We start from the raw sequence: 23,569 nt of genomic DNA, 5'->3' as shown, positions 1-23,569 counted from the left end.
GATTAGTGTTGTTGCCAGCTGTATTTTTCCCAGTCGCCGATCACTTCCCGGTTAGCAATCAAAGAAGCAGCGCCTGCATTTTCTGCCGCTACATAACTGTTGCTCACAAATGCCTGGAGACTAACGGAACCATCGCTATTGGTGATCCAACGGAATCTTTCCCACAGACCGATAGCAGAGCGATTGGCAATCAACGGAGAAGCACCGGCTGCTTCTGCGCATACATAACTGTTGTTGGCCAATGACTGCAAAGCAATCAAACCATTACCGGCATCTATTACCCGGAATTGTTCCCATGGGCCTACCGCATCACGGTTGGCGATCAGGGCATTGGCGCCTCCATTTTCAGCACATACGTATTTATTATTGATACGGGCTTTCAGGGAAATGATTTTACCAAGTGGCGCTGTATTACCCGGATAGGTACCAGGATAGGTAGTTACCAGCGCAATTCTGTCGTAGAAAGTGAAAGGCCGGTCGGTGTTGCTGGAGCAAGCCAGCATCCAGGAACCGGCAGAAGGTGCGGTAGGTGTACCCAATACAGGATTGGCGCCTACACCGGCATCTCCCTCACTACCACCGGAACCACAGCTGAACGCCCGGTTCATGTAGTCTGTGTGGCGGTAACCAATAGCATGTCCGATTTCATGCGCGATAACGGTAAGCGCATCGGCACGGTGAGAGCTGTTATTATAGTAGTAAGTATTCAGGCGGATAGGGCTGGCCGGGTTACCACCTACGGGGAATCCTGCGCTATAACCCAGTACATTACTTACTTCATAAAAAGAGAAGATGCTGATATCAGCGGCGCCACTGCTGGCAGCACGCTGAAAAGACAGTCCCAGGTGTTGGGCATTATAACGGCCCAGTGCCTGATCAAATGAACTTTGCATGTAGGCATCAAAACCAGCGTCCATGTATATACGTAAAGTTCTCGGTGAACTTACCAGGTTGTTGGTGGTGTAATGTTCTACCTGTGGTTTTTTATCTGTTTTTTCAGCAGCCAGTGTGTTGATCTGGTCAGCAGTCAGGAAGATATCATATTCTACCAGGTAGCCGTCTTTATATTTTGACAAACCTTCGCTGATGTCAAAACCGGCTGTTTTCAGCTTAGCGCTAATTTCTTCAGGTACGGGGCTGGCAGCTGTTTGTTTGTCTTCTTTTTTACAGGCAAAGAGAAACGCCAGCAGGAGCAGGCAGAGATAAGGTACTATTTTCCGCATTGTATATAATTTTTAGGTAGATTAAAAAAAATTATACTGCTGATAGGATTACAGGCAAGAAAGCCGGAGAATATCTCCGGCTTTCCTTTTTATCTATGATCAAATAGATTATTGATACAGATATCTTAAAGCTGTTACGTCATTACCGTTGAAGCTGCTGCCATTGGCGCCGGTGCAAGCCAGCATCCAGGAACCAGCGTCAGCACCTGATGGAGTACCAGGAATCTGTACTGCTCCTTCCGGATTCTGTGGTTCAGCACCACCGCTACCGCAGCTATAACCACGGTTGAACCAATCGGTGTGACGGAAACCGATACAGTGACCAACTTCATGCTGGATTACTTTTCTCATGAAAGCCACGTTGGTACCGAAGATACCACCTGTGTTCATTACTACCTGTGGGTAAGGATTACCACCGGAAGGGAATCCGCTGTAACCCAGTACGCCGCCACCCAGGTTAGAACCATAGATAACGATATCAGCACCGGAGGTACCTACATACTGAAAACGCAGACGCAGACCCAATGCATTGTAGGCATTCACCATCTGCTGGGTAGCGCTCTGGAAGTTAGCATTTAAGCCACTAACACCAATGGTGATGGTACGTGGAAGGCCGGTAACCAGGTTGTAAGTGCGGTATTGTTCTACTTTAGCAATACTCAGTACAGTAGAGATAGGGCTGGTTTTGAGTTGTTGTTCACCCAGGAAGATATCGTTTTCTACCAGGTAACCACCATCTATTTTCTGTACATTAAAATCACTGAATCCCAGCGATTTGATTTGTGCCAGTGTTTCTTTACTAACGGCAGGTGTAGATTCTTTAGCTGCTTCCTCTTTCTTACAGGAAACAAACAATGCGGATGCACAAAGGCATACTACTAATGAATGTTTGAACATTTTCATAAGTAAATCTTGATTTTGGATTTATGAATAAATGGTAACGCTACAAAGGGCAGACAACAACACACACGGGTAATCACAGTATTACTGAGATGATAGATATTGGTTATATGCAGATATTCTACATGCTCATTTACAGAATAAGAAAATTATGGAGTCAGGAATTACAGTCAATAAAAAGTGCTACTAAAACAGTTAAAATAAGATTGTTTTATTTTGGTTTAAAGCTTTGGCTGAAGGGTCCAGGATGATCGATTCGCTAACAAACTATCGTTATGGCATCAATATTAGGGACTTTTATCAAAACAAAAAAATCAAATTTAAAAATAATTCCGAACGGGCAGCAAACTGACAGCAGTGTGTTTTTTTATAAGACGTATACCCATTAACGTTAGGAATCCTATTACTTTGCGCCTGTCTTACACGTTATCAAAAACCACCCTGCCACGAAATATAACAGCAGGCATATTCTCCTGTCCTGTATACATATTGTACGATACACACAGCTGTCTTTTGTTGCACGGTTATTTTTTTTGCAACATTTATAAAGAGATATTTTTTTTCTGATTAAAAAAGTAATAACTTAATATTCGGATTAGTGATATTCCATTCTTCAACCCAAATAGTACTTTTCCATATTACAGGCGAGCAAATGTTATTGAGCAAACAACAATCAGAGAACCCTTTCTGAATTCACACGAGACCCGACAGCCCTTCGAAAAGTACCGAACAATATGCGCAACTATATTATCCGTGGTATTATCTGTATAAGCCATCGGGGAAACGTATGACTTCCCGCGACATGCTTACCGGATCATCCACCTGTTAACTGCCATATCAACTGATGGCAGGTACTGCATTCGCTATCAGGGTAACCTGTGTGCGCTGGCGTAGTACCCGGCTATCCATATAAAAAGAGCATTAGTACTACAGACGAGCAGCAAAAAATAGCAACAAGATGTAACCATATCAAGCAACACCTGTAACAATGTAACCCATACAACAAACACCATTAGCAGATAAGCAGCCTGGCATATAATCGCAACGATTGTTGGAAAACCTGTATCCATTTTGTAATCCAAAACACCCATCATCATCACATCCGTTCACAAAACCAAAAAGTCTTTCTATGAAAAAAAATCGGTCCATCCTGCTGGCGTTAGCCCTGCTCGCCGGCATGTATTCCTGCCAGAAAAGCGGCACTGTAGCTCCTGACGCTACCCCTGACAACCAAAACAACACCGGCAGTATTCAAAAGCATGGCCTGGGTGCGAAGCTGAACCCCACCGCCTTCAAGAACATGCGCCATATCAACTTTGATGAAGTGAGAGCCCGTATGATTAAACTGGGATTCCAGGATAAATTACCCAATGCAAAACTGGGCGGCCCTGCCGGATTACCGACCAGACTGATTCTGAACCACCCTTCTATTGGTGATCAGGGTCAAACCGGCACCTGTGTTTCCTGGTCTGCCGGATGGGCGCTGAGTGGCACCTTAAACAATGAATTTCCGGCAGCGGGTGTATCCAATCCCCGCAGCCCCTGGTATGTATATCAAAAAGATCACTCTGCCGCCGGCAACTGTGACCCCAACGATGGTATGTACCTCGATGCAGGTCTGAATATTCTCCGGGATTATGGCGTACCTACCTACGCTGCTGATTCCTATCTTGGCTCACCTTGTACTTCGCCTACCGCTGCACAGGATCTGAGTGCCTCATCAGATAAGATTGTGAATTACGCCGCCGTTACCACCGTCAATGAAATCAAAACAGCTATTAGCATGCGGCTACCGGTAATACTGGGTTTCAACGTTTACACCAGCTTTGAAACAGCCTTCTCTTATGGTACTACTTTCAAAAGAATATCTGGTCAATACCTGGGAGGCCATGCTGTTTGTATCGTCGGTTATGATGATGCAAAAAATGCCGTATTAATTCAAAACAGCTGGGGAACCGGCGGTGGCGATCCTTCCAATCGTGGTTGTGTGTGGATTGACTATAGCACCATCACCAATCCTAACCTGGGAGCAGAAATGTATTCCGTTTGGAAATAAAATAAGCTGACAGATTACAAAATGGATACTTTGTTATTGGTCATCAACAGCTATTTCCATAGAAGAAAAGTCAGATAAAAATGCCGGCCGCCAACCCTGATGGATTAGCGGCCGGCAATCATTCGTCACGAATCAGATACCCTGCTTCCTATTTTATGGAAATAGCTTGCTTTCGCACAGGCCCGATAAAGCCTACCGATACCGCGTATCCTATCATCAGGTGAATCTTGGCTTCATCCTGTTGCATCCATTTGAATTTTAATTTTCTGAGCACGGCATTCGTTGCTTCATAACACAACTCATACATATGGCCTGCCTCTTGTTTTTCTTCATTGAACAGGTTGGCCTGCAGGAATAACCGATCAATCAGGTCTTTCTTTGTTTCATATTGTTCCAGCATTTTTTCCAGGTATGTCTGCGTACTGGTGACCGCCATATCAAAACCATAACTGTTGAGATAAGTCGTAAACGCTTCCGCATTCAGCATATGCGGATTCCGGATATGATAGTTTCTGTTCAGCAGTTCCTTTTTGTCAAAAATCTGCAGGATCGCTGCCGATACCTGATCAATGTTTGATAACTCCAGTGCTGAAAATGCATCCGGCATCATGTTAAAGGCTATACAACCTTTGATCTGATTATAGAAAGCATTGTTATCAATATTCTCCTGGAACTTACCGGTAGCTGAGTGGAAAGAGAGGTGGCCGACGCGGTAAATATTTACCTGTATTCCGGCTTTTCTGGCTTCATCCAGCAATATTTCCGCCTCCAGTTTACTCTTCGCATAAAAGTTAGGTACCTCCTGTCCTTTATACACATCCATTTCTGTATACAGGAAATCATCGCTGTCTTTTGCTGCTGCACCAGCTACGCTGGTGGTGGAAATGTGGTGTATCACTTTTACCCTGCCTTCTTTGCAATGATCCAGTATCACCTGTACCGGGCGGGTATTCACTTCCTCAAATTCGCGATAGTTACCATAGTGTTTTACGTTGGCAGCTGTATTCAGGATACAATCGGTTTCGTCCATCAGTGTTTTGAAAACATCAGCCGGCAAACCAAAATGCTGCTGCGACATATCTCCCGGCAACACCTGCAGGCGGTATTGGTCTTTCGCTAACGGCACCCCGAAATAGAAAGCATACTTTTCCGACAGGCGTTTAAAGGCTTCTTCTGCCGAAGCAGCTCTTATCAGCACACAGATGTCGGTATCATTGCGTTGCAGCAAATCATACAACAGGTGTATACCCAGGTAGCCGGTAGCTCCCAGCAACAGTATTTTGTTATACACTACAGTAGCCGTCACATCTGCTTCCTGCAGCGCTTTGGTACGATTGAAATAATCCTGTTGCTGTATCGCGATGGCAGCGTCTCTTTTTGCTGCGGCGGCAGCCATGGCCAGCTGATCATCTGCACTTACGTCAAATTTGGCCATCAATGCAGCCAGCTTATTCTTGAAGTGGTTTTTCTCATAGATCGCATATTTGGAAATTTCTGCCACGGTCGGATGCTGGAAGAGATCATTGATCGACACCTGGAAATCGGCCTTCATCCGGGAAATCAGGCGAATGGCTGTAATGGAGTTACCACCTGCCGTAAAGAAATTATCGTGTACGCTTAACTGGGGTTGGTTCAATACCTCTTTCCAGATCTGCAGCAACTGTTCTTCCATTTCATTGGCCGGGCCATCCGATGCATGTTTGCCTAATAGCTGCACACTTTCCGGCGCCGGCAGGATCTTCCGGTCAATTTTTCCACTGGGTGTCAGCGGGAAAGCTGTCATTGGAATCAGTACAGCGGGTATCATAAAGTCCGGCAGCTTATGTTTCAGGTATGCCATCAGCGCATCCCGGTCAAACTCTTGTTCCGGTACAATATACGCCACCAGCAACCGGTTGTCCTGCGTTCCTTTTACCATTACCACGGCTTCATTCACCAGACTGCAGCCATGCAGTACATTTTCAATTTCACCCAGTTCGATCCGGTAACCCCGTATCTTCACCTGTTCATCAATCCGGCCCATGTATTCGATATTGCCATCGGATAACCAGCGTCCCAGGTCTCCGGTACGGTACATCTTCGTTTCCGGATCGGCAGCGAATGGATTACGAACAAATTTTTCTGCCGTTAATTCCGGCCGGTTCAGGTAACCACGGGCCAGTCCGGGTCCGCTCACACAGATTTCACCGGGCACCCCTATCGGACATAATCCGCCATGGGCATCCTGTATATATATCTGCATATTGGACACCGGTTTACCGATTACCACCACACCATCTTCCCGTACGGGTGCGGTACTATAGGTCGTACAAATACTATTCTCCGTAGGTCCGTAACCGTTAATCATCCGTACGCCTCTCGCCTGCAGGTACTTTACATCTTCTCTGATCAGGGCCTCTCCGCAGGACATGATGGTTTTTACCTTACCCAGCATATCTTTCATCGTATGCAGATAAGAAGGCGGTAAAAACAGGATATCTATTTTACGTTTGCTGATCAGGTTGGCAAAACCGGCAGATGACATCAGTTCTTCTTTCCGGGCCAATACCAAGGTACCACCGGCACAAAGGGTATTGAAAATTTCCGCGCAGGAAGCATCGAAACCAATAGAAGCAAACTGCAGCAGGCGGCTGCCCGGTTTCATCTGTAAAACATCCTGATGTTCCACTACGAAGTTTACCACTCCTTTGTGAGGCACCAGTACACCTTTGGGTTTACCGGTAGATCCGGAAGTAAAGATGACATAGGCCAGGTCCTGTGGAGCCGGCAACGTCTCCGGAGTGGTTACCGGGTATTCGTTTTCGGATATCGCAGTAATAACGGTGATACCATTTGTGATGCCCGCCAGTTTCTCCTGTATGGCAGGGCTGCTGATCATCATACCGGCAGCGGTATCTTCCAGGATATAACCGATTCTTTCCAATGGATATTCCGGGTCCACCGGTACATAGGCACCACCTGCTTTCAGGACGCCCCAGATACTGACAATCATTTCAATGGAACGTTCCATACACAACGGCACCAGCGTATCGGTAGTCACACCTTTAGTCCGCAGGAAATGTGCCAGGCGGTTTGACCGCTCATGCAATTCCCGATAGGTAACCACCTGATCATCCAGCTGCAGTGCCGGTGCATCCGGCATTATCTGTGCCTGCTGTATAAACAGGTCTACCAGCGACAGGTGTTCCGGTACCGGATATACGATGTCATTAAAGCTTACCAACAGCTGCTGCTCTTCTTCCTTATTCAATAACGGCAACGCACATATGTGTGTGGATGGTTGTCCTGCAATACCCCGCAACAACTGTTCAAAATGCCGCCCCATACGCACAATGGTAGCTGTATAAAACAAATCGGTATTATACTGCATTATCAGAGATATCCCTTCCGGCGTTTCTTTCATACTGAAATTGAGATCCACCAGAGAAGTAATGTGTTCCAATGGTTCTTCCGACAACACGACTTCTCCCAGGTTCAGGGCAGGAATCTCCGGTGTATTCTGCAATACCATCATCACCTGGAACAGCGGACTGCGGCTCAGGTCACGGGTAGTTACCACGGCGTCCACTATTTTTTCAAACGGTACTTCCTGGTATTCGTAAGCACTCAGTGTTGTTTGTTTTACCTGTTGCAGCAGGGAACGGAAAGATGGATTATTGCCCATATTACTGCGTAACGCCAGGGTATTGATAAAGAACCCTACCAGGGCTTCCACTTCCTGCCTTGTACGGCCGGAAACCGGCGTACCCACGCAGATATCTTCTTGTCCGCAATAGCGATACAGCAATACATTCAATGCTGCCAGCAAAGTCATAAACAAGGTAGTTCCTTCCTGATGGGACAGCGCCAGCAGCTGATCTGTCAGTTCCCGATCGATATGCAGGAACTCCAGCGCACCATTGCTGGTTCTGATAGCCGGCCGTGTTTTATCGGTCGGCAGCTGTAAGGCCGGCACCTCTGTCAACTGTGTTTTCCAGTATTGTAACTGGTTGTCCAGTATGTCATCAGACATATATTTCCGTTGCCAGATGGCGTAGTCCGTATACTGGATTTCCAGCGCCGGCAGTTTCACCGGTGTAGCCGCGATGTAGCCTTCATACAAGGCAATCAGTTCTTTGAACAATACACTGATAGACCAGCCATCCGACGCGATATGGTGCATATTGAACACCAGTATGTGCGTCATCTCGTCTACCGCCAGCAGGTGTACCCGCAGCATGTGGTCCTCCATGAGGTTAAACGGTGTCCGGATCAAATCGTTGAGCAGCGCATTGAAAGCCGGCGTACCTGGCAAACCAGGCAGCTGGTTGATTTCCTGCAGCTCCCACCGGCCTTCCGGCATTACCCGCTGACCGGAGTGACCATCTTGTTGTACAATGACGGTTCTTAGTATTTCGTGGCGACTCACCAATGCTTTGCAGGCATTGGCCAGGGCCGATTTATCCAATGCACCGTGCATCCGCAATACTACCGGCATGTGGTATTGCACGCTGCCCTCCATCTGATCAATAAACCACAAACGTTCCTGGCTATACGAAAGTGGAATGAGTGCCGGATGTTCCTGTTTTTCCACCGCAGGTAATACGCCGCCTTTTCCATTATCGCGGATGTATGCTGCCAATCTGGCTACGGTAGGATGGGCAAAAATGGTTTTGATCGCAACCTCCACTTCCAGCTGTTTCCGCAAAGCAGATTGCAGGCGCATCGCCAATAGGGAATGTCCGCCCAGCTCAAAGAAATGATCATGTACCCCTATCCGGTCTGCCTGCAACAACGTTTCCCAGATGGCAATCAATTGCTGTTCGGTCATATTGCGTGCAGCCACATACGTTACCGTGCCCAGTGCAGCCATATCGGCTTCCGGCAATGCCCGTTTGTTGATCTTACCATTGTTGGTGAGTGGTAATTCCGGCAGGGAAATAAACAGGGAAGGGATCATGTAATCCGGCAGTTTAGCCTGCAGCCACTGACGGATTTCATCTTTATTAAAATGATTTTGTGGTACAATGTAAGCTACCAGACGTTTGTTCTGATACTGGTCTGCTTTTACCAGCACCACACATTGTGCTACCAGCGGGCATTGCCCCAGCACCGCTTCTACTTCACCGATTTCCACGCGGTTACCCCGGATCTTCACCTGATCATCCTTACGGGTCAGGTAAACGATATTTCCATCGGGCAGCCAGCTACAGATATCTCCGGTTTTATACAACCGGCCGGTACCCTGCGGGTCAAACGGATCGGCGATAAAACGATCGGCGGTAAGTTCCGGCAGGTGCAGGTATCCTTTGGCTACCTGTACGCCGCCAATGTATAATTCTCCGGGTACACCTACCGGGCAAAGGTTGCCATGGGTATCCAGGATATACAGGCGGGTATTGGCAATGGGCGCACCTATCGGCGGTAATACCCTGTTGGTATAGTCACTAGGTTGTACTGTGTAGGCACTGACTACGTGTGCTTCCGTAGGGCCGTACTGGTTATGCAATTGTGCACGGGTGCTGGCCAGGAAGTGTTCCAGGTCGCCACTCAGCTTCAATTGCTCACCGGCCGTAAATACTTCCTGCAGCTGCAATGGATAGGTATTGCTTTCCTGGGCATATTCCACCAGGTTCTTCAATACCACATACGGCAGGAATAACGTCGTAATACCTTGCCTGTTGATCTGTTCCATCAGCACCGACATATCTTTCCGGCGCTGTTCATCTATCAGGTACAGACTTCCCCCATAACTCAGGGTAAAGAATATTTCCTGGAAGCTGACATCGAAATTGATACTGGCAAACTGCAGTACTTTTCTTTTCAGCTGCGGATCTACCTGTTCCCGCTGCCAGCACAACAGGTTGAATAAAGCACTGTCTGGCATTTCCACGCCTTTAGGCTGGCCTGTGGAACCGGAAGTATAAATCAGGTAGGTCAGTTTACCCGGTTGTGTATTTCTGGTGATCGCTGTAGCAGGTTGCTCCCATACATCTCCACCCACCGCTGATAAAACCAGGATACGATCTGTCGTGATATCTTCCGGTAACAGCGTGCGGCTGCGCTCATCTGTGAGCATCAGCAGGAAGCCGGTATCTGCCAGTATATAACGGATACGCACCTCCGGATAGGCCGGATCTACCGGCACGTAGGTACCACCGGCTTTCAGGATGGCCAGCACCGCTGTGATCATCTCCAGGGAACGGGCCATACAAACCGGCACCAGGGCGTTTTCCACTACTCCTTTGCTCCGGAGATAGTTCGCCAGCTGATTGGTTTTTTCATCCAGCTGCCGGTAGGTATACTGCGCTGCTTCAAACACGACTGCCACCGCATCCGGTGTGGCTTTCGCCTGTGCTTCAAACAAATCTATCACAGATTGGTTGGTCGGATAACTGCGGGCAGTATCATTGAATGTTTGCAGCAATGTTTGTTCTTCTGCTGCTGTGAGCAAAGGTAACCGGCTGATTTGCTGATCCGGATCAGCAACTACTGCGTGCAGTAACACGGCGTAATGATCCATCATCCGGGCAATGGTAGCTGCCTCATAGAGATCACTGCAATATTCTACCCGGAAACGTAAACCGGTGGCGGTAATGGTGACATCTACCGTCAGGTCAAATTTGGCCGTAATGTTAGGAATAGGTTCTACGCTCACCTGTACATCTTCCAGTGCCAGGTCTGGTATTTCCGGGATGTTCTGTAAAATAAACATCACCTGGAACAACGGACTACGGCTCATATCACGATCGTGCACCACTGCTTCCACCACTTTTTCAAAGGGGGCATCCTGGTATTGATAAGCTTCCAGCAAGGTATTTTTCACCTGTGTCAGCAACGAACGGAAGGCCGGATCGCCACCCAGGTTACTACGCAAGGCAATGGTATTGACGAAGAAACCAATCAATGGCTCAATAGCCTGCTGCGTGCGGTTGGCGATAGGACTTCCCACACAGATATCTTCCTGACCGCTGTACCGGTATAACAACACTTTGAATGCGGCGAGCATCGTCATAAACAAAGTAGTGCCTTGTTGCCGCGAAAGCAACTGCAGGCCTTCGGTAAGCGTACTGTCTATATCGTAGTAGATGGTATTACCACGGGTACTTTGTTCCGCTGGTCTGGGGAAATCGGTTGGTAACTGTAAGGTTTCCGGATCGCCCAGTTTCGTTTTCCAATAGTGTAATTGTTGTTCCAGGATATCATTGCGGAGATGTTCGCGCTGCCATAAAGCATAGTCTGCATATTGCACTTGTAATGCTTCCAGGCTATGCGGTTTATTGTGATAGGCCGCCGAATAAAGCGCCAGCAGCTCTTTCACGAGCACGGAGGCCGACCAGCCATCTGAGGCAATATGATGTTGTACCAGGATGAGGAAATACGCCGCTTCTCCCAGCTGCATCAGGTGTACCCGCAGCATATAATCTGCTGCCAGGTCAAATGGTGTATTATAAATCACGGCCGCTTCTTCCAGTAAAGCAGCCGTATCGGTTACGTCGCTTCTGTCCAGTTCATGCAGGCGCCAGCCGGCTGCCGGTATTACTTCCTGGTGCACGTCTCCGTCTTCTTCCTTAAATACGGTACGTAATACTTCATGCCTGTCTACAATGGTCTGTAAAGCCTGTTCCAGTGCTTTTTTATGCAGGTTGCCCTGCAGTTTTAACACTACCGGCATGTGATAGGCCACACTGCCTTCCATCCGGTCTATAAACCACAACCTTTCCTGTGCAGACGACAACGGTAGTTTACCCATACGCGGCAATGCCGTTACGGCTGGTAATACGCTGCCTTTATGCTGTTGCCGGATATGTGCTGCCAGCGCAGCGATGGTAGGATAGGTAAATAAATCCCGGATAGGTATTTCCGCTTCCAGCTCGCGCCGAATCGCAGACACCACTCTGGTTACCAGCAGGGAATGCCCACCCAGCTCAAAGAAGTTATCATAGATGCCTATCTGTGTTACTTTCAGCAATTGCTGCCAGATACCAGTCAGCACCAGTTCTGTTTCATTACGGGGAGGAATATACGTAGTACCGGACGTTAGCAGTTCTTCCGGTTCCGGTAAGGCTCTTTTATTCACCTTACCATTACCCGTTAACGGCAGTTTATCCATGGCTACCAGCACCGCTGGTACCATGTAATCCGGCAACCTGCTTTTCAGGAAATCCAGGATAGCGGCTTTATCAAAATTGCCTTGCGGCACCACATAACCAGCCAGGTACTTATTGCCCTGTGTATTGGTACGTGCCATTACCACAGCCTGTTCTACCAGCGTACATTGCTGTAATATCCGCTCGGTTTCACCCGGTTCTATCCGGTAACCGCGGATTTTCACCTGATCATCTGTACGCCCCAGACACACGATATTGCCATCTGGTAGCCAGCAGCCCAGATCGCCGGTTTTGTACAACCGGTCGCCGGTATGTTCGCTGAAAGGATCCGGCATAAAACGAGCGGCAGTTAATGCCGGCAGGTGCAGGTAACCATTCGATAATCCCGCGCCGCTCACATGTATTTCTCCTACTACGCCAACCGGTACCAGCTGACCGCGTTTGTCCAGGATATATGCCTTACGGTTGGCCAGCGGACGCCCGATCGGCAATGGTACTCGCAGCGGTCCTGCTCCCACCCTGTACGTGAGGGAGAACGTGGTATTTTCCGTAGGGCCGTAACCGTTAATAATGGTCAGTGCCGGATATTGCTGCCGCAGTTTGCCCACGTGTATTTCCGACAATGGCTCACCACCTGCCAGTACTACCGACAAGCTGTTGAAAATAGTAATATCCAGATCTATCAGCTGATTAAACCAGCTGGCAGTAAACCACATGATATTCACCCCATGCCGGATGATTTCCGCTTTCAACACCTCCTGATCCAGCAACTGCCGTTCCGGACACAGGATCAGCCGGCCGCCGTTGAGCAGCATGCCCCAATATTCGAAAGTAGCTGCATCAAAAGAAGGCGCTCCGGTAGACAACAAACAATCCGTTGGCTGGAACGTGACATAGTCTGCTTCTTTTACCAGGCTCACCACATTTTGGTGGGTCACCATTACTCCTTTCGGATTACCGGTAGAACCGGATGTATAAATGACATACGCCAAGTGTTCCGGTGTGAGTACTACCTCCGGATTATTTACCGGCAACATATCCAGCCATGCGCTGATATCTTCCATACACACCATTTGCAGGCGGGTAGTAATGTCTTTTATAGCCTCCCGGCCGGTTGCAGATGTCAGCAACAAAGTACTGTTGCTTTCACTCAGCATAAAGCTGATACGTTCTGCAGGATATTGCGGATCCACTGGTACATAAGCGCCGCCGGCTTTTAAGATCCCCAGCAGGGCGATGATCAGTGTGTGGGAACGTTCCATACACACCGGTACCCGCATGCCGGCTACCAGCCCTTGCTCCTGCAGGTAGTGCGCCAGCTGCGCGGCTCTTTCCTGCAAGGCGCGATAGGTCAGGGTATGATCGCCAAAGACTACTGCCACCGCATCCGGTGTCAGGGCTGCCTGTGCATCAAACAGCTCCGTAATACTTTTATCGGCCGGATAAGCAGTAGCGGTCTGATTAAATGTTTCCAGCAACTGTGTGATTTCCGTTGAACGCAACATGGGCAGGGCGCCGATTTCCATCGCAGGCGCTGCAACGATCGCCTGTAGTAACTGCTCATAATGTCCGATCATCCGTTGAATGGTATCGGCATGGAACAGGTCTGTGCAATATTCCACACTGCCGGTTAATCCGGCTGGTGTTTCTTCCAGCGTAAAGTTCAGGTCTACCTGTGCCGTGGTAAAATCTACCGGCTCGCGGGACAGTTCCACTTCTCCGAGGCGCAGTGCCGGAATAGCCGGAATGTTTTGCAAGGTAAAGATGACCTGGAACAACGGGCTATAGCTGAGATCCCGCTCTTTCACGACTGCTTCCACTACTTTTTCAAATGGTACATCCTGGTACTCGTAGGCATTGAGTGTGGTGTCTTTCACCTGTTGCAGCAGCGACCGGAAAGCAGGGTTGTCCTGCAGGTTGCTCCGCAATGCCAGGGTATTCACAAAGCAGCCGATCAGTCCTTCTGTTTCCTGCCGGGTGCGGCCGGATACCGGGCTACCCACCGTAATATCTTCCTGTCCGCTATAGCGGTATAACAATACTTTGAATGCCGCCAGCAGGGTCATAAACAAGGTAGTACCTTCCTGCTGCGACAGTTGCTGCAATTGCTGCAACAGCGCCTGATCCAGGCGGAAGTCCGTGATGGCACCGCGGGCAGTGAATACTGCCGGCCGCACTTCATCCAGCGGCAACTGTAAAGGTGTTACATCTGCCAGACGTTCCTGCCAGTACGTGAGTTGTTTGTCCAATACGGTAGCAGACATATATTCCCGTTGCCATAAGGTATAATCTGTGTATTGGATTTCCGGTGCCGGTAACTGTAATGGTTGCTGTGTATGGAAAGCAGTATACAACGCGATCAACTCTTTCATAAAAATGCTCACAGACCAGCCATCTGACGCGATATGGTGCATAGTCAGCACCAGGATATGTTCCGTTGCCCCACTTGTTAACAGGTGTGCCCGCAATAGGTGATCTGCAGATAAATCAAACGGGGTATCTATCAGCGCTTTGATACGTGTATGCAATACCGTTATATCCGCTCCGTTATCGGCGGTATCCACCACTTGTAACGTCCATTGATCTTTCGTTTGTAAATACTGACAGGGAACATCATCTGCCGTGACAACAACGGTACGCAATACCGCATGCCGGTTGACAATTTCCCGCATAGCCGCTTCCAGGGCTGATATATCCAATGCGCCTTTTAATCGGAACACCACCGGAATATGATACTGTACACTACCTGTCAGGCGGTCTATAAACCACAGGCGCTCCTGCGCAAATGATAAGGGTACATTTACCGGGTTGCCATAGGCACGGATCCCAGACAAGGCATTACCGGCCTGTTCACCGATGTATTCTGCCAGCTGCGCAATGGTTGGATGGGTGAAGATCGCCTTTACCGGCACTTCCACACCTCGTTGTTTCCGCAAGGCAGACTGCAGGCGCATGGCCAGCAGGGAATGCCCACCCAGTTCAAAGAAACTATCGGCTACGCCTATACGTTCTTTATGCAGCAACAGCTCCCATATCTGTACCAGCAATTGTTCCGTAGCATTACGGGGCGCCGTATAGGCAGTGGTAATTTGTACACCTTCCGGCGCCGGCAGGGCTTTTTTATCTACCTTGCCATTAACCGTTAATGGCAAGGACGCCATGGCTATCAGGAAAGACGGCACCATGTAATCCGGTAACGCCGCATGCAGGTAAGCCAGGATGGCTGCTTTATCGAAAGTGTCTTCCGGTACAACATATCCTACCAGGTATTGATTATCATTATTATCGGCCCATGCAGTGACTACCGCCTGTTTTACGCCCGCCATCATTTCCAGCACCCGCGCTGTTTCGCCGGGCTCAATCCGGAAACCACGAATTTTCACCTGATCGTCGGCACGGCCGAGGTAGGCTACATTTCCATCTGGTTGCCAGCAGGCCAGGTCACCGGTTTTATAAAGCCGCTCTCCTGGTTGTGTAGCAAATGGATGTGCGATAAAACGTTCTGCTGTCAGCTCCGGCAAATGCAGGTATCCCTGCGCAACGCCTTCACCTCCTACATACAGTTCTCCGCTTACCCCCACTGGTACCGGCCGGCCGGCTGTATCCAGAATAAAGGCACTGCGGTTGTTCAACGGACGACCAATTGGCAGTTCACCGGCAACCGGTGCATCACCAATCAGATAACTCAGGGAGAAGGTGGTATTTTCCGTAGGGCCATAGATATTACGCAAGGCAATGTGCGGGTGCGCCAGTTTGAATTTATTCACATGTTTTTCCGATATCTTCTCTCCACCGGTTAATATCTCCCGGAGGTGAGCAAAAACAGTGATATCGGTATCTACCAGCTGATTAAACCAACTGGTGGTGAAAAACATTTTAGTCACCTGTCTGCTGTACAATTCCTGTTTCAGCAGTTCAATGTCGAGCAAACTTTTTTCTGCACTCAATACCACACTGCCACCATTCAGCAAAGCGCCCCAATATTCAAAAGTAGTGGCATCAAAAGAGAGGGAACCGGCAGATAATATCACATCTGTTGCCGTAAGGGTAATATAATCTGCTCCTTTCACCAGACTCACCACATTGCGGTGGGTAACCGCTACGCCCTTGGGTTTACCGGTAGATCCGGAAGTATACATGATGTAAGCCAGGTGCTGCGGGGTAATCGGTAAAACCAGCGATGTTGCCGGCTGGGTGGCTGTCAGATCAGCCATATCAGCGGTATACCACAATTCCCGGTCGCCTTTCACTGCGGCCAGCATCGCTGCCTGACTGGTTTCCGTCAGGATAACCGGGCTGTTACAGTCGGCCAGCATCTGCGCCATACGTGTTGCAGGATATGCCGGATCGATAGGCACGTAGGCATTACCGGATTTCAGGATGGCCAGTACGGCTACCATCAGGTGCGGCGAACGCCCCATACACAAAGGCACCAGCATATCCGTTACGCCTTTGCTATACAGGTAATGTGCGAGGCGATTGGCCGATTCATCCAGCATCCGGTAGGTGAGTGTCACCGATTCGAATGTTACTGCTGCTGCATCCGGCGTTAGGAGTGCCTGTGCTTCAAACAGCGTTACCATATTTTCAGCAGCCGGATAGGCAACAGCAGTATCATTAAACCCGATGAGTAATTGCTGCCGCTCTGCAGGCGTCAGCAGTTCAATATCGCCGATACAACGTACCGGCTGAGTGGCGATCTGCAGCAGTACCTGCTCCAGATGACCCGCTATCATTTTTACGTAGGATGGTTGCAGTAAAGAAGCATTGTACACCAGGCCGATACTGATATCGGCTGTTGTCATCACCCGAATGCTTAACGGATAGTTAGCCTGCTCTTCTACCTGCAGGCCTTCTATTTTCAAGCGCCAGTTACGACCGTTTACCGCTTTGTTGGCCGGATAGTTTTCAAATACCAGCAAACTGTCGAACAGGTCATCTTTGATGTTGATCCATTGTTGTATATCCGTCAGTGCGGCATACTGGTGCTCACGGCTTTGCAATTGTGCCGTCTGGATATTTTGCAGCCAGTCTGTAATCAATAGTTCTTCTGTGATCACGGTGTGCAGCGGCAGCGTATTGATGTACATCCCGATGCGGTTGTCGGCGCCGGGCAGGTCATCCGGGCGGCCAGCCACGGTAACACCGTATACAACTTCCGGCCGATGGGTGTACCGGTATAACAGGTACGCCCACACGCCTTGCAGGAGCGTATTGAGGGTAATGCGCTGCTGCTGGGTATATTGCTCCAGTTGCTGACGGGTAGTCACATTCAGTCGTAACAGTTCTTCCTGGTATACGCCGGCGCCTTTTGTGCGGGACAAATGTGTATTTACAAATGGCAGCAATACCGCTTCCTGTACCGGTTGCAGGTACTGTCGCCAGTAAGCTTCTTCTGCGGGTTTGTTGCGCTGTTCCAGGTACCGGATGTAATCCCCGAAATTATCTTCCGGTATGACCGGCAGGGCGTGGCCTGCTGTGAGGGCCTCGTAGGTTTCCAGCAGTTCACCCATCAATACCGGCAATGACCAGCCATCCATCAGCAGGTGATGGTAACTCCATTGCAGGCGGTAACGGTGCTCTTCCAGTCTGATCAGGCAGATGCGCATCAGTGGGGGTGTTTCAAAATCGAATCCTTTGCGGCGGTCGGCCTCCAGGAAATCGTGCAGGGCGGCCTGACGGGCATCTGCGCTCAGGTTGCGGTAGTCCAGCATCGTCACCGGAATGTTCACGCCGTGGTATACGCATTGTACCGGCACGCTGAAGGTGCTGCCATAAAAGGCACTGCGGAAAATACTGTGTTGCTGCAACAGCTGCTCCCAGCTTTGCAGGAATGCTGTTACCTGCAGGTCCGGCAATTCGCAGCCGAATTGCTCTACGTAAGCGCCGCCGGTTTCATCGTACAGTCCATGAAACAGCATGCCTTCCTGCAGACCCGTGAGGCGGTATAAACCAGTAATGGCTCCCCGTTGCGGTGCGGCTGCCAGGAAGTGATCCAGTTCTGCCACCGTCATCGCATCTCCCAAACCAAAGTCTGAGGGCGTGTATACAGGCACGTTAGTGGGTATAGTCGCCTCGGTGGTGATAGTCACCAGCCGGGCCACATAGGCCGCCGCCAGGTCATTGACAGTAGCTTCATCAAAGTGCAGCCGGCTGAATGTCCATTCCACCACCAGTTCGCCTTTGCGCACCATACTGTTCACGGCTAGTTTCTCCGGTACGTGCCGGCCGGCATCGCCACCGGCCTGCAGGGAAGCCAGCGATAGCTTTACTGCACTGTTGCCGCCGGTAATATGATCGCCCTGCCCCAGGTAGTTGAAAGCTACTTCCCAGGGTATTGCTCCTTGTAAAGCGGGCGTTTTGCCGATATATTTCAGTACGCCATATCCGATGCCTTTATCCGGCACCTGGCGTAATTGTTCTTTTATCTCCCTTAATTGCCGCACCGCATCATTTCCGGCACCGACCTCCAGCCACACAGGATATTGGCTCGTAAACCAGCCGATTGTGCGGTTTATAGCGATTCCCGGCACCAGCTCCTCCCGGCCGTGTCCTTCCAGGCCAATGAGGATACCATGGGCACCGTTCCATTCCTGCAGGGCAGCGGTCAATGCGCATAACAGTACGTCATTGATTTCTGTATGACAGGCAGCGGGTACTTCCTGCAGCAAACGCCGGGTATCCGCCGCCGTTAGCCTTACGGTTACCGTGCCGGTATCTGCCACGGTAATGGGTTGTGTGGTTTGCCGGTTGGTACGCAAAGGCGTTTGCCGGATAGCCTGCTGTTCCCAATACCGCACCTGTTGCCGCATCGGTGTTTCCTGTACACAGGTGGCGAGGGCATCGTACCACTGGCGGTAAGAACTGCCTTTAGCCGCTGGCCAGTCAGTAGCACCTGCCAGCAGACCTCCCAGGTCTTCCAGCAGAATACGCCAGGACACGCCATCGATGGCCAGGTGATGTACCACGATGAGCAGTCTGTTGGCCGCTGTGGCAGCAGGTGTTAAGAGCAGGGCAGCTTTGATGAGCACACCATTCTCTATTTGCAGCGCCTGTCCGCAACGCTGCAGACAGGTAGTTATGTGTGGTTCCCATGCTGTTGCGGCAACGTGTTGCAGGTCTACAACTTCCAGCTCCGGAGTATAGGTACCATAGGTTTGTATCCATCCGTTTGCAGTATGCTGATATACAAAACGAAGGGCATCGTGGTATTGTACCAGCCGGCGGATAGCGGCCGCCAATGTATCTGGTGATAGTTGTTTATCTGTTTCCAGCACTACCTGCTGGGTAAACAGGGGCGGTGTGGTATTGCCGGCTTCAAAGTACCACTGCTGAATCGGCAATAGTCCACTATGGCCGGTCAGCATGCCCTGTTCGCTGGTGGTGTTGTCTTCCTGTAACTTTAAGCGTTGCGCCAGCAGCGCGATGGTCTGGTGTTTAAACAGATCGCCTGCTTTCAGCTGGTAGCCTTGTTTTCTCACCCGGCTCACCACCTGCATGGCTACAATAGAGTCGCCACCTAATTCAATAAAGTTATCGTATATCCCTATCCGTTCTATTCCCAGTAAATCCTGCCATACCTGGGCGAGCAGTTGCTCTGCCGCATCGCGGGGAGCCGTATATGCCTGCAGTTGCATATCTGCTGCATCCGGCGCCGGTAAGGCTTTTTTATCTACTTTCCCATTCACGGACAAAGGCATCTGTTCCAATATCATCAACAGGGCAGGTACCATATAATCCGGCAGTTGCGCTTTCAGCGTTGCCATTACCTGATCTCTGTTAAAGGTGTTGGTGACCGTTACATATCCTATCAGTCTTTTCGTATGTCTGTCGTCGGCACGGGCTACTACCACTGCTTGTTTCACGCCTTCGCATGCCTGCAGTGCATGGGTGATTTCCCCCAGCTCGATCCGGTATCCCCGGATCTTTACCTGGTCATCGATACGGCCCAGGTATTCGATGTTGCCATCCGGCAGCCACCGGCCAATATCGCCGGTTCTGTACCAGCGGGTATCTCCTTCCGCGTGGGAAGGTTCGATAATAAATTTTTCTGCCGTTAATGCCGGCAGGTTCAGGTAGCCCCGTGCCACCTGTGGCCCTGTGATATAAAGTTCACCGCTTACGCCTATTGGCAGTACGCGTAAATCCGCATCCAGTATATTGACCGTCAGATTGGTCACCGGCTTGCCGATGGTGATCAGCGTATCTTCCGGCCGGATCGCCGCCACGGAAGACCATACCGTACATTCCGTAGGGCCATATTCGTTATAGAGGGCCGCTCCGCTCACTTCTTTGAAGTGTTGTTGTGCCAGGGCAGTATCTAAAGGTTCACCCGCCAGTATTACATGGGAAAGACGGGCGTTTTGTATCAGTTGTTCTTCCAGCAGGAAACGATAATAGGAAGGAACACAAAGAATGGTATTGGTATCGGTGAGCAGTTTTTTCACGACATCTGCATCTTTCAGCGCTTCTTCCCGGCACAATATCAGCTTACCGCCACTGCACAGGGTACCGAATATCATGGCTACAGAAGAGTCGAAAGAGAAGGAAGGTATTAAAAGGGCTGCACCGGTATGCTGGTAATAGTTTTTCCTGGCGAGGGTAGAAGCGATCAGCTGCCGATGTGGGATCATGACCCCTTTGGGATTGCCGGTAGAACCGGAGGTATAAATCACATACGCCAGGTGTGCAGGTTCCAGGGCGGTTGGTACGGCGGTCACAGGATAGCTCGTCCACACCGGTTCTTCCTGCTGTATATCAATCACGATGGCCGCTGTTTGCTGGCGCATCGCCGGGTTATCGGGTACATTTGTTAATACGACGGCTGCCTGTGTATCCTGCAGCATAAAATCAATCCGATGCTGCGGGTAGGCCGGATCTACCGGCACATAAGCGCCACCGGCTTTTAATACGGCCAGTATACTGATCATCGTGGCTGCCGACCGTTCCGTACACACGGGTACCAGCATATCTTCCTTTACTCCTTTGCTTCTCAGGTAATGCGCCAGCTGATTGGCGCGCTCATTGAGCATCCTGTAGGTAAGGCAGGTATCTTCAAACACGAGTGACGGTGCATCTGGTGTAAGCGCGGCCTGCTCCTCAATGATGGCATGTATGGAAGCATAGGTATCAAATGTTACTTCCTGCCTGCCATAGCTATCGAGCAACCCGCGTTCGGCGGGTGGAATAATGTTGATAGCGCCTACTTCCTGCTGCAGGTTATCGTTAAACTGTTGCAGTACAAACAGGATGCGCTGTATCAATAAGCGTATATCCGTTTCCGTGAAGTAGGCCAGCTGGTAATCTACTTTCAGTTGTAAGGGGTGTTTGGTACCATAATCACACCAGAGTAATTCCAACGGGTACCGGGTTGTTTCACTCACCAATACTGTGGTACCTGTTTGTAAACCAGGTCCGAAGTCGGCATCAAAGTCGAGGCGGGCGTGGTTCACAATTATATCTGTCAGCTGTTCATCTACACCGTTTAATTTCAGGGAACGGTGCAATTCACTGCTTTGGTAATGTTGATGTGCGTAGTCCCGGCGCCGGGTGGCCATCACCTCCTGTATCAGTTCTGCCAGGATAGTATGGCGGGAGCAATTGCCGGCAGATGGCATGACACCGGAAAACATACCAGCAATATCCATGTTGGCTTTATCTTTCCGCCGGTGTACCGGTGTACCGAATACAAAAGAAGTCTGGTCGGTCACGTTGGAAAAATAAGTCATGAGGGCTGCCAGCGTGAGCGGTTGCAGACCGGCTTTGGTTTGTTGCTGCAATGTTTGCAGGGCCGCGATTTCAGCTGCCGTAAAATCCAGCACCAATGTCTGGCTGTTTTTATGTGGCAACTGACTGCCGGCGTATCTTCTTTCCAGCAGTGGCTGTGGTTTTGCCGGCACTTGTTGCTGCCAGTAGGTGGCGGCGGCAGCATGTGCAGGAGAATGATACCAAGTCAGGGCTTCTTCCACAGCTGATGCATAGGAAGCATAGGTTGCAGGCACTGTTTTCCCTTCCAGCAGGGAAAGGTATTGTTGTGCCACGTAGCGGGATATAGCCGCCATCCCCACACCATCATTAATCAGGTGATGGTATTTGCTAAAATACCAATGTTCATCTGCTTTTACTTTTATGAGATAATGCTCGCAGAGGGGCGTATCTTTCTGAATACGAAACGGTATTTCGATACAGTTACGAATCCATTGCATCGTTTCGCTTTCCGGGGTGGCTACTGCATCTATGCAGGTAACTTCCAGTATATCAAAGGTATCATCTATATAGGCTTGCGGCTGTGCATCTTCCAGATCGAACCGCATTTTACAGGCATCAAAAACAGTGGGCAGGGTGCGGGCTGCTGCAATAAACGTGACGGTATCCAGCGAACCGGTTAACCGGGTTATTGTTCCAATATTATAGGTTGAACTTTCACTCTTGATCAATTGATCCAGGAAGATATCCCTTTGTGCGGGATGCAATGGTGATACACGTAATGGCATGGCTTAACGGGCATTAAAAGATAATAAAATAGACTGACGTCATTTCTTTCGCAACAAACAACAACAATCCCTTCCGGCTGGCAAATGCAGCTGGCAATAGGTTTAAGGCATTCAGGTAAATACGACGTTTTCAGCAATAGCAGGGCCGTATCAATCAGGGGCATTGATACAGGACAAACTTTTCTGAAATTTCCCGGTAAATATTAACGGGTATACGATAGATCCATCGATAGTGTTTTCAAATTCATGTTTGCAGGTTATTTTAATTTAATCAATCGGATAGTATTTTTTCATTGGCATTCCTTCCTTCATGGCGGTAAGGAAAAGATGCTATTTTCGCTGTGTCTGGTGTTATATCGCAACATCATGCCCATTCCCATAAGCATATCGTTACCTCACATGTGCACTGTTCATCTATCTACGGCTAACTGTAATATAGACAGCACACCTGGTTGGTTATATTATTCTCATAAGCATATAATAGCTTCGCATGCATACTGTTAATAGCAATCATGACCAACGTTAATATAATGTCGTACACAATGCTGATTGTATCCGGCAATATTATTTCCATTTTTATAAGAAAATAATTGCGTCGCACATGCATTGTCAATGGCGACTACGGCTAACTTTAAATATATGATAGAACACAAGTTTTAAACTAACGTGCAATCCTATTCCCATTCCCATAAGAATATAACTGCCTCTCATCCGCATTGTTAATGGCGATTACGGCTAACTTTAAATATGATAGAACACATGACTTATTGAATACTAAATAAGGCTAAAGTAAAATCAAGAAGTATA

Annotated in this window: 4 protein-coding genes; 1 reads left to right on the top strand and 3 read right to left on the bottom strand. The window is 49.3% G+C overall.

Translation table 11 applies throughout. From position 1 onward, the window contains the following. Positions 1-2: 2 nt before the first annotated feature. On the bottom strand, positions 3-1,223 hold the full coding sequence (locus OL444_RS11085; RefSeq protein ID WP_264733140.1) for a M57 family metalloprotease: 1,221 nt from the start codon (positions 1,221-1,223) through the stop codon (positions 3-5). A 108-nt stretch (positions 1,224-1,331) separates the two neighbouring features. Next, complete coding sequence (locus tag OL444_RS11080) at positions 1,332-2,126, bottom strand: M57 family metalloprotease (RefSeq protein WP_264733141.1); 795 nt, start codon at positions 2,124-2,126, stop codon at positions 1,332-1,334. A 1,126-nt stretch (positions 2,127-3,252) separates the two neighbouring features. On the opposite strand from OL444_RS11080, the gene OL444_RS11075 reads away from it, so the two are divergent. Next, on the top strand, positions 3,253-4,179 hold the full coding sequence (locus tag OL444_RS11075; RefSeq protein WP_264733142.1) for a C1 family peptidase: 927 nt from the start codon (positions 3,253-3,255) through the stop codon (positions 4,177-4,179). Positions 4,180-4,327: 148 nt separating this feature from the next. Here the strand turns inward: OL444_RS11075 and OL444_RS11070 are convergent, their stop codons facing one another. Next, positions 4,328-22,762, bottom strand: a complete 18,435-nt coding sequence (locus tag OL444_RS11070; protein ID WP_264733143.1) for a non-ribosomal peptide synthase/polyketide synthase — start codon at positions 22,760-22,762, stop codon at positions 4,328-4,330. Between the last annotated feature and the right edge of the window lie 807 nt (positions 22,763-23,569).

Source organism: Chitinophaga nivalis, from assembly GCF_025989125.1.
Taxonomy (GTDB): domain Bacteria; phylum Bacteroidota; class Bacteroidia; order Chitinophagales; family Chitinophagaceae; genus Chitinophaga; species Chitinophaga nivalis.
The sequence above is the reverse complement of the archived record's forward strand: the minus strand, read 5'-3'. Positions and strand labels throughout refer to the sequence as shown.